9 protein-coding genes and 2 tRNA genes are annotated in these 12,521 nt (G+C 66.4%); 3 read left to right on the top strand and 8 right to left on the bottom strand.

Annotated features, from left to right (window positions below; all coding sequences use genetic code 11):
- Positions 1 to 538: 538 nt before the first annotated feature.
- A tRNA-Ser gene (locus tag G4L39_RS01800) sits at positions 539 to 629 on the bottom strand.
- Between the two features lie 826 nt (positions 630 to 1,455).
- Between G4L39_RS01800 and hypF the strand changes: the two genes are divergently transcribed.
- Positions 1,456 to 3,870: a carbamoyltransferase HypF gene (hypF, locus tag G4L39_RS01795; protein WP_165105453.1), complete on the top strand. Its 2,415-nt coding sequence runs from the start codon at positions 1,456 to 1,458 to the stop codon at positions 3,868 to 3,870.
- Between the two features lie 144 nt (positions 3,871 to 4,014).
- Here the strand turns inward: hypF and G4L39_RS01790 are convergent, their stop codons facing one another.
- Positions 4,015 to 4,959, bottom strand: coding sequence for an aldo/keto reductase (locus tag G4L39_RS01790; protein WP_165105452.1), 945 nt, complete (start codon positions 4,957 to 4,959; stop codon positions 4,015 to 4,017).
- 1,604 nt (positions 4,960 to 6,563) lie between these two features.
- On the opposite strand from G4L39_RS01790, the gene G4L39_RS01785 reads away from it, so the two are divergent.
- Positions 6,564 to 6,638 (top strand) — tRNA-Glu (locus G4L39_RS01785).
- Between the two features lie 183 nt (positions 6,639 to 6,821).
- Here the strand turns inward: G4L39_RS01785 and G4L39_RS01780 are convergent.
- Positions 6,822 to 7,844: a M23 family metallopeptidase gene (locus tag G4L39_RS01780; RefSeq protein ID WP_165105451.1), complete on the bottom strand. Its 1,023-nt coding sequence runs from the start codon at positions 7,842 to 7,844 to the stop codon at positions 6,822 to 6,824.
- A 7-nt stretch (positions 7,845 to 7,851) separates the two neighbouring features.
- The gene (locus G4L39_RS01775; protein ID WP_165105450.1) at positions 7,852 to 8,382 is read right to left on the bottom strand and encodes a SecDF P1 head subdomain-containing protein; all 531 of its coding nucleotides are present in this window, start codon (positions 8,380 to 8,382) and stop codon (positions 7,852 to 7,854) included.
- Between the two features lie 47 nt (positions 8,383 to 8,429).
- On the opposite strand from G4L39_RS01775, the gene G4L39_RS14550 reads away from it, so the two are divergent.
- Entirely contained in the window at positions 8,430 to 8,699 is a 270-nt protein-coding gene (locus tag G4L39_RS14550) for a hypothetical protein (RefSeq protein ID WP_205880703.1), read from the top strand.
- Positions 8,700 to 8,998: 299 nt separating this feature from the next.
- On the opposite strand, the gene G4L39_RS01765 is transcribed toward G4L39_RS14550, so the two are convergent.
- The 4 genes from G4L39_RS01765 to G4L39_RS14545 all read right to left on the bottom strand — a co-directional run.
- Positions 8,999 to 9,907: an aldo/keto reductase gene (locus tag G4L39_RS01765; protein ID WP_165105448.1), complete on the bottom strand. Its 909-nt coding sequence runs from the start codon at positions 9,905 to 9,907 to the stop codon at positions 8,999 to 9,001.
- 174 nt (positions 9,908 to 10,081) lie between these two features.
- Positions 10,082 to 10,723 carry a MarC family protein gene (locus G4L39_RS01760; RefSeq protein WP_165105447.1) on the bottom strand — a complete coding sequence of 214 codons (642 nt, stop codon included), beginning with the start codon at positions 10,721 to 10,723 and terminating at the stop codon, positions 10,082 to 10,084.
- Positions 10,720 to 12,075, bottom strand: a complete 1,356-nt coding sequence (locus G4L39_RS01755; RefSeq protein ID WP_240893733.1) for a hypothetical protein — start codon at positions 12,073 to 12,075, stop codon at positions 10,720 to 10,722. The genes G4L39_RS01760 and G4L39_RS01755 overlap by 4 nt, the downstream gene beginning before the upstream one ends.
- Before the next feature lie 198 nt (positions 12,076 to 12,273).
- On the bottom strand, positions 12,274 to 12,521 hold a 248-nt coding region (locus tag G4L39_RS14545; protein ID WP_343203290.1), incomplete at its 5' end, for an H-X9-DG-CTERM domain-containing protein.

Below are 12,521 nucleotides of genomic sequence, written 5' to 3'. Positions count from 1 at the left end.
AGCGTTTGGTGACGGTCGGCATGCTTCATTGAGGCACGGCGCGCGAGGATATTCAACGCCGAACCCAAAAAATCTTCACCCGCCGGTGCAATACCTCAGGCGATGGCTGAGGTTTGGGGGGCCGCTCTCCAACCGCCCCGAGCTGGTCGGTAGTTTTCACCCTGTCTCGGAATCCGGGCCGGCCCCGGTCGCCGACGCCACCCCACACACGGCCCGGTCAGGGCAACCCGGTTCGGCAAAGTGCATCCTCAAACGCTGTTGGCCTTTCGCCCCCTGAAGGTTCCTCCTGCGCCGCACCGTCAACCCTTTAAGACAACGGCCTGTACAGCCAACGCCGGCGCAGGTCCGGTCCCTTTCGATTCCGCCGGCTTTTGCCCCTGCGCTTCAGCGGCCGCGGGAACGCCCCGCCATCCGCTTCACCCGCGACAACCGGTGCCGGAAGGAACCCCGGGGTCCGTGCTAGTCAGGGTCAAAACGAACGGGTGGTGAAAACGGAATCGATCTGGCGGGCCAACCTGCGCGTGAAAATAAAAAAATCTGGCGGAGAGGGGGGGATTCGAACCCCCGATACCCTTTTGGGGTACTCACGCTCTCCAGGCGTGCGCTTTCAACCACTCAGCCACCTCTCCGCTCGGCCGGCCCATTATTCTAAAACACAAGGTTGCGCCGTCGGCAACGTTTTTCCCGTGTTCGGCGCGAGCGCAACTTGAGCCAAAAAGATTGTTCGCAGGGCGGGGTGGACTCGTTGGCCGAAACGAGTCGTTGCGCCAAAGGTCGGTGCCACGTGCCGTGCAGACCGACCTGACCGCGCCAACCTCCAACGCGGCACGCCAGTTCGAACGCGTCGTGCCTGCGCCCGAGCCGGCAGGCTTTCCAAACGTCAACGGCCCGACCCGGAGGTCAGCTGGTTGTGCCACCACCGCAAGGCGGCCATCCGCGCCTTGCGCGCCCGCCCGGCTTCCGGGCCGGCCCGGGACCCATCACCCCGAGAGGCTGCTGCCGATCCTCGAGCCGATCGGGTTGGCAGCCTTGCAACCCGGCGTGCGTCGGCTTCCTTCGGTGGGGGCTCAACAGGGTAACAGCTGTTTTGGCGCAACGGGCATCCCGCCCGCCTCACGCCGGGCAGCAGTCACTTTTGGCGCTCAAGGAGGGCAACCGGCTTCCCGAGCCCTGGCGACGGCCCGTTCATCGCGCCCTCACCGGGGGTGGCGAGCCCCGGGCATTCGCCCGCGCCCGCCGTGCGGTGTCCCGCGCCGACATGACCCGCGGCGGTGGCGGACCCGGGCGGGGCGCGTTTCAAGGGATCCTGCGCGGAGCCCGGCACGCTCCGGCATGGAATGTTCTCGTTCCATCAGGCCGGTTCAGCCCGCGATTGGAAACTGGAGACGGCTGCGTTACGGTGAACCTCGGCCGGTTGGACGGTCCTTGACGATCGGCCGTGCAGGTTGCCGGGGCATGGAGCGATTGCGCGTTGTCATACGTGGTGTGGTGCAGGGGGTGGGGTTTCGCCCCTTCGTGCATCGTTTGGCCACCGGGCTGGCCCTGAAGGGTTGGGTGCGCAACTCGCCGCAGGGCGTCGTCGTGGAAGTGGAGGGTGCGCGATCGGCCCTGGAACAGTTCCTGGCCCGGCTTCCGGCGGAACGGCCCCCGCACAGCTCTCTGCAAAGCGTCGAGTTGACCTGGCTGGACCCGGTGGGATACGGGGACTTCAAGATCTGCGCCAGCGATGACACCGGGACTGTCCGTGCGTTGGTGATGCCGGACATTGCCACCTGCGCCGATTGCCTGCGCGAGATGTGGGATCCGCGGGACCGGCGCCACCTCTATCCGTTCATTAACTGCACGCATTGCGGTCCGCGCTACAGCATCATCACCGGACTGCCCTACGACCGCCCGCGTACAACCATGGCCGGATTTGAGATGTGCGCCGATTGTCGTCGGGAGTACGAAGACCCGGTGGACCGGCGCTTTCACGCCCAACCCATCGCATGTCCCCGATGCGGGCCGCATTTGGAACTGTGGTCGGCCAGTGGCGACGTCCTGGCCGATGGTCGGCCGGCCCCGGGGAGGGCCGATCCGGAAACGGCCGCCCGGGCCGTGCAGTCGGTAATCCGTCAGACGGCCGAGGCGCTGCGGGAGGGGGCTGTGGTGGCCGTCAAGGGCCTGGGCGGGTTTCATCTGATGGTGTTGGCGCGCTCGGACGAGGCCGTGGCGCGGTTGCGGGAGCGGAAACGGCGTGAGGCCAAGCCCCTGGCGCTGATGTTTCCCTCGATGGGGCAGGTGCGTCGGGTGTGCAGGGTCAGCCCGGCTGAAGAACGGGCTTTGTGCGGGCCGGAGGCGCCCATCGTGCTGCTGGATCGGTTGCCGGTGCCCGAACGGGACGCGCCCCGGATTGCGCCCGGGGTGGCGCCGGGAAACCCGTGCCTGGGGGTGATGCTCCCCTACACGCCTCTGCATCACCTGCTGTTGCGGGAGGTGGGCGAGCCGGTGGTGGCCACCAGCGGCAACCTCAGCGAGGAACCCATTTGCACGGACGAACAGGAGGCATTGGAACGGCTGGCCGGGATTGCCGATCTGTTCCTGGTTCACAACCGGCCGATTGCACGTTACGTGGATGATTCGGTGGTCCGGGTGGTCGAGGGACGCGAGATGGTCCTTCGGCGCGCTCGTGGCTTTGCCCCGTTGCCGTTGCCCCTGAGGCGCGCAGAAACAGCGCGCGGCTCCGGTCGCGACACTCCCGTGGTCCTGGCGGCGGGGGCACATTTGAAGAACGCCGTGGGTCTGGCCATTGGTGGACAGGCCTTCCTCAGCCAGCACATCGGTGACCTGGAAACCGCCGCGGCGGAGGAGGCCTGGCTGCGGGTGGTGCGGGATCTGCCGGCCTTGTATGAGGTGCGTCCGCAAGTTGTTGTCCTGGACCTCCACCCGGACTACGGATCCACGCGTCTGGCGGAGCGGACATTTTTCGCGGGACGGGGCCGCTCCCGGCCGGATTCGCAGTCGCCCGTTCGCCGCGGGGTTCAGCATCACCTGGCCCATGTCCTGGCCGTGTGGGTGGAAAACGAAGTGGGGTTGCCGGCGCTGGGCGTGGCGTGGGACGGGACCGGTCTGGGTTGGGACGGAACCATCTGGGGCGGTGAGTTCTTCCGGGTTGAGGCCGGGCGCGCGGTCCGGATCGCCACCTTGCGGCGGTTCCGTCTCCCCGGGGGAGATGCAGCGGCCCGCGAACCGCGCCGGGCTGCGCTGGGTCTGTTGCACGAGCTGGTTCGGGACGATTCCGGGCTGGAGAGTCGGCTGCAGGAAGGGATCCGTCGCTGGTTCCCTGCCCGGGAGGGATCGGTGCTGTGGCGGATGGTGTCCGGTGGGGTTCGGTCCCCGTGGAGCAGTAGTGCGGGGCGGTTGTTCGATGCCGTGGCCTGTCTGGCAGGGTTGCGCGAGCGCAACCAGTTTGAGGCCCAGGCGGCCATGGAACTGGAGTTCCAGGTGGATCCCGGGGCCGCTTGGGATCCCTATCCGTTGCCGCTGCGGCAACCTGCCGAAGAGGCAGCCCCTGTGGAACTGGACTGGGCCCCGTTGATCCGTGCCGTGCTCGAAGACGTGGACCGTGGGGCGTCGCCCGCCGTGGTGGCCACGCGATTCCACCAAGGGTTGGTCTCGGGGATTGTCGAGGTTGCCCGTACGGCAGGGTGCGGGCCCGTCCTGTTGGGCGGCGGCTGTTTCCAGAACCGATGGCTTCTTACCTGGACGGTGCGCGAGCTGCGTCGGGCCGGATTTCGGCCCTATTGGCCGCAGCGTGTGCCACCCAACGACGGCGGCATTGCGCTGGGCCAGTTGGCCGCCCATGACCTGGGTTTGGACGAGCCCTTGTGAACGCGGCCGCGCCCGGACGGGACACCGTGTCGGCTGGATTCACAGTGCGGGCGGAGGACTTGCCACCGGCCCAGGGAAAGGGGGCTTTCGGTGCACCGGCGCGACGTGTGGGAGCGCCCGGTCACTCAACGCCGCCACGGTCCTTCAGGGCAGGGGCTCGCCCTGGGCGGCCACCAACAGCCGGTACCATTCGTCCCGGGTCAGGTTGATCTCGGTGGCCCGGACCGCCTCGCGAATTCGTTCGGGGCGGGTGGATCCAACGATGGGCATGATCCCGGCGGGATGTTTGAGCAGCCAGGCCAGCGCGATGACACTGCGGGTGGTCTCGTACTGCCGGGCCAGGGCATCGAGTTCTTCCAGGACCTGATGCGTTTGGTATTGTTGCTGCCAGCGCAGCTGCCGGGAAGCCCCGTCCGCCAACAAACCGCCGGCCAACGGACTCCATGCCTGCGGCGTGATGTGTTCGATCAGGCACTGGTCGAGTGTGCCGTCGGTCAACGCACTGCGTTGGAGCAGGCTGATTTCCACCTGGTGCACCACCAGGGGCATGGGGCAGGCACACTGCAACGCCGTCACCAGCGTGGGCCGACAGTTGCTCAGACCGAAGCATCGCACCTTGCCCTGTTGGCGGAGCCGGGAGAAAGCCTCGGCCACCTCGGCAGGGTCCGCCAGATAATCAGGTCGATGCAACAGCAGCAGGTCCAAGGTCTCCACACCGAGTCGTTGGAGGGACCCTTCCACGGACCGCAGGATGTGTTCGGCGGAAAAGTCGTAGCGCTGCGGCAGGCCGGGTTGCGGGGTGTTGGGCGGACGAATGCCGCACTTGGTTGCAATCAGGACGCGCTCGCGCATCCCGGGGGTTTCCCGCAGTACCTCGCCCAGGAGACGTTCCGCCTCACCCCCACAGTAGATGTCCGCGTTGTCAAACAGGGTGTAGCCGGCCTCGTACGCAGTGCGGATGGCCTCTTTGCCCGCCTTCCAACCCTCCGCCGTGACCTGCCGCGGATCCCAGGTCCCAGTGACGCGCCAGCAACCGTAGGCAAGTCGGCTGCTCCGAAGCGGGCTCACGCCCAGTGTGATGGTTTGCATGTTGACTCAGTCCGGTTCGGTCGGGGCGAGGATGCTACCGGAGTCGCCCGGGATCAAGCCCGCGCTCTGCCGAGGGGCACCGTCTGCACCGGTTCCCACCCGGAAAACCGGCCCCCGCCTCAGCCCATAATCTTGGCTCACCCTGAGGGACGGGCTGCCCAGCGCAGGCGTCCTCCGGCCGCACGGCTCCGGGATGCGCCGGGAATTGCGGTCACCCGCGATGGGGAGTTTGCACACGCCGGTGGTGTGGAGAAGCCACGCTCACGATCCGGCAGCCGAGAAACCGAAAAGCTACCCTGAAGGGAGACGGCACTGCAGGGTTATTGGAGACAAGTCGGTGCACCGGCGACGCGGGCCCTGCGCGTTCATTGTCGCCCCGACTTCAAACCGCCTACGGTCTTTTTGGGCACGGGCGCGCCCCGTAACGGTCTCCCGATTGTACCGCAACCGAGCGACCAGAAACGCCATGGACCCGGCGATTCGCAACGCCGCATCTGACGGCTTTGGACACTTCCAGCCCACGATGTTCTCGAAGATACACTCCGGCGTCGGATCGTTGCTCGCGGGTCAGAAATGACGTCGTCAGGCCAGGTTGCCATGGCGTCGTCTCCAGAGACGCGACGGTGGAAGTTTCGCGGCAGCGGGCGTCGCGGCCCGGGGGCCGGTTCATGGTCGGTCGGTTGAAGCGGCCGAGGTCGCTTGCCGGTTCTCGGCAGTGGTTTCGGGGTGACCGGCAGGGTTGCGTCACCGGATGCGGCATTGCCAGCCGGCCCCGGGCTCAAACCCTTTGCCGGATGGTCATCGAAGGGGGCGGGGTGCGGACAGCGGCATGAAATCCTGGCTCGGGGTCGTGGTTGCTTTGGTTGAGGGCATTGTACCGAAGCTGGCAGCGTTGAGGGAAAAAGGAGGGCCTGCAGTTCCGACCTTTCCCGGACCGGCCCACGCGTTTCATGGGTGCCTTGCGCGTGTGGCACTGCCATGCAACGCAAAGTGCCCTAGCCGGTCGTTTGGCGGACAGGTTGGCGCCCGATGTTGCAGGAGCATCTCGCCCGTTCGCTCCCGACATGGTTTTTGGCCCGGTGGCGCCCGGTTGAAGGAGGAACGGTCCAACAAGAACTGCAGGGCCGGTTTGCCGACTTTCTGGAGATCCGGCCGACGGGTGAATGGCACGGAGGGCCCGGCCCAGTGGGTGCGATTGGGAAGGGGTCACGTCGCGGACGTGGCGATGATGCGACGGGTGTTTGAGCCGGCCCGGTCTCGTACAGCCCGCCCGGCAACATGATGGGGTGGGCGGGACCGACACCCTCCGGCTTGACGGAGCTGCAGAAAGTGCTGATGCAGGGTTGGGTGGAGGGCCGGTCGGTTCAGGCCCGACCCCTGCTGGCGAAGAAGCGGGCAGGGGCAACTCCGGTGGGGCAAGGTTGGGCCGTTGCAGCTTTGGGCGTGGTAGCGGGTGTTGGCGGGTGGCGGACCGGGCGGGCTCAAACGCGGCGTTCGGCGGCGCGGTTCAAGTCGGGCCGGTCCGAGACGTCGCTGCGGGTCGGGTCCTGCTTTTTTACGTGACGCAGGGCGGTAAATGGGTATAGTTGGAGGACGACGATCGCGACCCTATCGTCTAGTGGTTAGGACACCACCCTTTCACGGTGGTAGCCCGGGTTCGAATCCCGGTAGGGTCGCCATTCCCCTGTCGGGTTTTGTGCGTGGCATCCGCGAAATCCCTGCAATAGGTTTCTGGCGCTTTTCCGGAGCTTGCTGGCTTTGCAGCCGGGTTCCTTCGAAGGGTCGGGTGATTCTCCCTGACCGGTTATGGGACGCGGGCTGTCGGGGTGGGTCGGATGCGGGCCGGGTTGACTGGCAGGGGCTCAGTAGGCCAACAGATCGAGCAGACGTTCTCCCCTTGAACTCAGAGCCCACCGGTTGCCGCGGCGCACCAGCATCCGTTGGCAGGGGCGGTTTTGTGTCTCGGCTTCGTTGACGTGCACCAGTTGCAGGCGGGCCTGGCCGGGCCACTCGCGGGCTGTGATTGGCCGGGCCCGGAAGGGCAGTCCTTGATAGGCGAAGGTCAGTTCGTAACCGACGACGGGGTCGGTGCCGGCCGGGGCGGGTTCCACCAGGGCGGGGTAATGTCGGACCCAAAACAGGTTCACTGCCCGGAGGCGGACGGTGCAGAGGGGGACCTGACCCTGCACGTGGCGCAGGAGTGAAAACCGCGGGCCCAGGGTTTGCTGGAGTCGGAGGACCTCCGCCGGATCGATTCCCACGAAGTTTTGGCCGTTGTAATTGCCGTGGTCATTTCGTTCCCCGGGCTCGGTGCGTTTGAACCAGGGTTCGAACCGGTCGGACAGCATGAAGGCGATTTCGAAATGCAGATGGGCACGGTCGCGAGCGATGGGTGTGCGGGTGTTGGTGCTGCGTCCGACCACGCCGATTTGCTGGCCGGCCCGAACCGGCTGGCCGGGACGCAGGGCATCGGCAATGGAACGCAGGTGCGCGTACAAGGTGTAGACGTTCAGGCCTTCGATCCGGTGCAGCAGGACGATGTAGCGGCCGTAGTTGGAGAGGGCGGGCGTGCGGTTGACGTAAACCACCACGCCGTCGGCTGCGGCGGTGACGGGATCGGTTGGTTCACCCTGGCGATCGCGTTGGGTGGCGAGGATGTCGATACCTTCATGCAATTGCCGGCCCTCGGTGCGGGTGCAGCCGAATGTTCCGGCCTGCCAATCCCGGCCGGGCGTGGGGGCGAAGAACCGGGATTCCCCGCCGGGTTCAAACAGGGCCTGGTTCGGGGTGGGAAGCCGGAACGGGCCGGTGACCGGGCCGGCGGAGGGTTGCCCCACTGCGAGGGACAGAAGCAACAGCGTGAGGCCGGTTGGCGCCGCGCGCATGGGAGGGTCAGAAGTCCTTTTGCTTGCGCTGCTTCACCAGGTTGTTGAGCCCGCTGACGATGCGTTCGGCCTCCTCCCGGCTCGCGTCGGGTGTGAACGCGAGAAAGCCGTCGGTGATGGTCTGGCGGATTAACGGGGCGGCCAGCCACCGGGCCTTGTCAGGGGTTTCGCCAAACTGGCTGAAGATGGCCATGTGCCGACCCCGATTGGCGGTGGTGTATTGCTCGAGCAACCAGGTGCCCGAACGGTTCAGTTGGATCTGGATGGTGGGCACGCCGAAGCGTTCCACGAGCCTGGCGGATAACACGTGCACCTCGGTCAGGAACGGCGACTTTTCCACCGTCATTTCCACGGGGTTGTCCCGGAACATGGTGATGGTTTCGGTCTGGCCGGTGGGGTCGGGGCGGACCTCCAAATGAACACGGAACGTGCTGATTTCCTTGCGCGATCGGGACGCTGCCGTTTGGCAGCCGACCAGCCCCGCCAGCAGCACGGCCAGGGCCAAATAGAGATTGAACTGTTTTGCGAGCCACTTCATATTGCTCGGCCCAAGCAACCGCATCCCAGCGGGCTTGTAAAGGAACTATGAGCAAGCAATACAACAAGATTTTGAAGCGACGCCGGCGGCAGCGCTACATCAAGCGCAAGAAACTGGCGGCCAGGGCAGCACGTCAGGCGGCCCAGGGCGCTTCCAAGCCGGCCGCCCAACCCGGCGCTGCACCAGCAGCCGCCGCCGGGGCAGCGCAGGCCCAGACCACCGCCGCGCCGGCCGCGCCGGCCGCGCCTGCGGAAAGTCAGCCTGCTGCACCGGCGCCCGCGCCGGAAACGCCGGCTGCACCGGCTGCCCAGGGCTGAGGCGCCCCTCTTTTACCGTTTCCTACGATGCAAGCGCGCGCCGCCGCTCCGTTCATGGGGCGACGGCGCCGTGCTTTTTCCAAGGCCGGGTTGCAGGGCCGTCGGATCCACTCTGCCCGGTTCGGAGGCTCGTGCTGCCAAGCCTCCCCGGGCACGAAACTGCGCCGGGAGGGTTTTGGCGATTGTGCCCTGGGCCCGGCCTCAAGACGGGTTGTCTCGGCGCCATGAACCACATCCGAAGCCCTGGCGCCGGGATTTTGGGACTTCGTATCCGGCGGGGGTGGTGAACCGGCTGTGGATCACACCTCGGCCAGGGCCCGGTTCATCCGTTCCAGCGCCTCGTCCAGCTCGTCCGTGCTGGCAAAACCGATGGTCACGGCGTCCACGAGGCCGGATTGCATGGCGTAGCGGATGGATTTTTCGCGGTCTTCGGGCGAGCGAAACTCGCCGTTGCCTATGATTTTCATTCCGATAATGCCCCGGCCTTTGGCGCGCATGCTGCGGATTTCGCGAACCACTTCGGGCAGCGTGGTTTCGTTGCCGCCTTCATTCCAGCGATCCGACGGACCGTCGATATGACGGCCCTGGGGGTTGAGACGAACCAGGTGGACGTCCACCCATTCCACCTCGGTGGCGCGGCGCAGGGCGGGCAGGCCGTGACAGGAGACGCCCTTGGCGCGAATGATGCCCTTTTGTTTGGCTTCTTCCAGGGCGTCGAGTACGCGACGTCGTTCGTCGTCCCAGCGGGCGTTGGTGGCGCAATGGGTCAGAACACAGTCCAGGTAGTCCACGCCCAGTTCTTTCCGGTAGCGATCGAGCACCTCGAGCGGTTTTTCCGGTACGCCGGGCATTTTGGTGAGGATGAACAACCGTTCGCGGGGCAGACCGCGGATGGCGCTGCGGATGTATTCGTGGGTCCCGTAGGCCTCGGCGGTGTCGATGTAGGTGACGCCCCGGTCGTAGGCGTACCGGATGAGCCGGTCGAAGCCCTCGCGACCGAGCCGGCGCTGAACCTCGCCGCCGTTGCTGCCGGTGCCCATGCCCAGGCGACAGATCTTGAGTCCGGTTTGACCCAGTGGAACCTGGTCGGTGGCCGTCTTGCGCGGGGCCGGGGCCGCGCGCAACGCGGGAGTGGCAACCACGACACCTGCCAGGGCGGCTGCCCGGGTCAGGAACTCGCGACGTGTGATGGTATGCGGCGGTTTCATGGGAGGACACCGGGTTACTGGAGCCATTGTTCTGCAGCCCAGCAAAGCAGAGACCGCGGCCGCGCGCAACGTTTTCGTTTGGAAACGGCGGCGGCCGGTCGGGCGCACGGCGGAAACGGCCGGACCCCGGCCGGGTCCCAGGGGTCGGCCGTGCCTTCCGGGATTTCGCGGGCATCAGCCGGGCCAGAGCTCGCCCTTGAGGGTTTTGAGTCCGTTGATCATGAACTGCACGGCCACGGCCGCCAGCAGCAGCCCCATGACACGGGCCAGGATGTTCAGGGCAATCGGGTTGAGGAACCGGCTGCTCTGGGCGGCGATGTGCAGGATGACGTAGCTGGCCAGCATGACCAGCACGATCGCGGTGTAAAGGATGCCGTGTTGGATCCAGTTCTGGGCCTGGCTTTGCAACAGAATGACGGTGGAGATGGCGCCCGGGCCGGCCAACAACGGAATGGCCAGGGGCGTGACGGAGATGTCTTCTTTGCCGACGGCGGCTTCGGTCTCTTCCCGGGTTTCCTGCACGCGGGACCTCTGCGCCCGCAACATGTCCAGCGCCACCATGAACAGCACCAGGCTGGCCGCGATTTGAAAGGCGGGCAGCGTGATGCCCAGGAAGTGGAAGATGGCCCGGCCCGCGGCCGCAAACAGCATTAACACCACCGTGGCCACCAAGCAGGCCGTGCGGGCCATCTGAATCCGTTGGGCCGGCGTGTTCTGGGGTGTCATGGCCAGAAAAGCCGGCGCGGTCGAGATCGGGTCCACGATCACGAACAACGAGCCCACGGCCAGGAGACCGTATTGCAATGCCTCGGTCATGGGATCATCGCTCCCACGGTTTCCACGGCTTCGTCCATGCCGTGGATGATTTTTTTGTCGAGAGGGCAGATGGTGGCCAACACGCCGCCGAGCTGTGCCCGGGCCTGCTCGCGTTCGCCCGTGACAAAGTAGTAGGGACAGAGCCGGACGCGGCCCTCGAAGGGGATTGGCCGGTCCTGCTCGAAGTCGTACCACACGGCCGGTTGACGGGCCGGCGGGTGGTAGCGTTGAAGGATCCACGGATGTTCGGGGAACTCGCGCAGGGCCCGTTCCACCGCCTCGGCCCATGCTTCCTGGGAAAGGTCGCTGCCCAGGTAAATCCCCCGCGCGCCCCAGGCTGCGGGGGAGAAGCCCGAAATTTTAAGGATGAGCTGGCGCCCCTTTTGGGAGAGGGTTTTGAGCTGTCGCCAGTCCGTCAGCCCGAGCTCGGGAATGGCCGCGTGGGGAGGCAGCGGCGTGGGGTCCACCACCCAGGTGTACGGTACGAGCGCCCGCAGTTTGTCAAAAAACGCAGCCCCCAATTCGCGCCGCCAGAATTCCTGAAGGTTCCGATTCCACAACAGCGCCAACGCCAGTTTTTCCTCCAGGGCCGGCTTGGGCGGCGGCGTGATCCGGATTTCGCCCCGGGCGGCCCGATCGAACCATTCGGTCGCCCCGGGTATGTTGGCCAGGTCGAACAACTCAAAGAACCGGTACACAGCCTCGCCCGGGCCCACCTGCGCCTCCCGCACGCCGCGTACTGCGAACCGGTCTCCCAGTTGCCCGGCCAGCCACTCCATCTCCGGCCGGTACATGGCGGATTCTTCCGACACCACGATGTGCACCCGCGGGGCATCGCCGAAGATGCTCGCAAACCCGTCCCGCATCCCTGTGGACCCGCCCAGCAGGCGGAACCGTGTCCCTCCATCCGTCTCGTGATAGACCTCCTGCAACCATGCTGTCAGGCCGATGCCGCCGGGTACACTGTCCAGTTCGGTGATTTTCAAGCCCTCGGCCGTCACCAGCACGTCCGGCCGGATCACACGCGGCAGTTCATGCCGGAATCCGGCGTGTCTTTGCCACGCGATCAGATCGGCCGGTTTGCCCCGGTCCAACAGCCCGGCCACCCAGGCCGGTTGTTTGCCCGCGACCGATTGGCGGTACAACAGGTCCAGCGCCCGGTAAAACTGCAGCAGGACCCGACCCAGCCCCTCCAACTCCTTTGCCAGCTCCGGCGGCAGGACGTAGGGCACCGGGCTGATCCGCCAGCTTTCGCCCGCGAAAAGGCCGCCGGGCGGGATGCGTTGACGGATTCGCACCGCCCGATCCCTGGCCTCGGAGATTTCCATCAACTCGTTCAAGCTCGGTTCCATGAGTCTACCGGCGTTCGGCTCGGGACCCTTGTCGGACCCGGTCCACTCCGGCCCTTCGAGTGTCGGCCCGGCGCCGGTGTTGGTGTGTCCCCGCGGGCAGGGACACGGCCGGAACGCGAATCTGCCCGGCCTGCGTGGCCCGGACAAGTCCGCGACCCCTCGCAGGGACGGTCAACGCCCTCCTCCCGGCCCAAGGGCCTAGCTTCCGCCGAGCCGCGGATCCCGCCAAAACCGCGCGTGTCCGTCCATCATGAGCCGATTGCGGCCTCCGGGGTGGGCGCTTCGGCCCCGCCACTCGGCCGGGACCGTGGGAGAAGTGGCCGGAAAATAGACGTCCACCACCAGTTCCACCTCGGCAGGGCCGGTCGGTTGCCCGACATTGGGATTGCCCGCGGCACGCAAGGCAACCACGCAGTCCGACTCGCGCCGGCCCCAAAAATTGTCCA

Source organism: Limisphaera ngatamarikiensis, from assembly GCF_011044775.1.
GTDB classification, from domain to species: Bacteria; Verrucomicrobiota; Verrucomicrobiia; order Limisphaerales; family Limisphaeraceae; genus Limisphaera; species Limisphaera ngatamarikiensis.
This window is presented reverse-complemented; position numbering and strand designations above follow the sequence as displayed.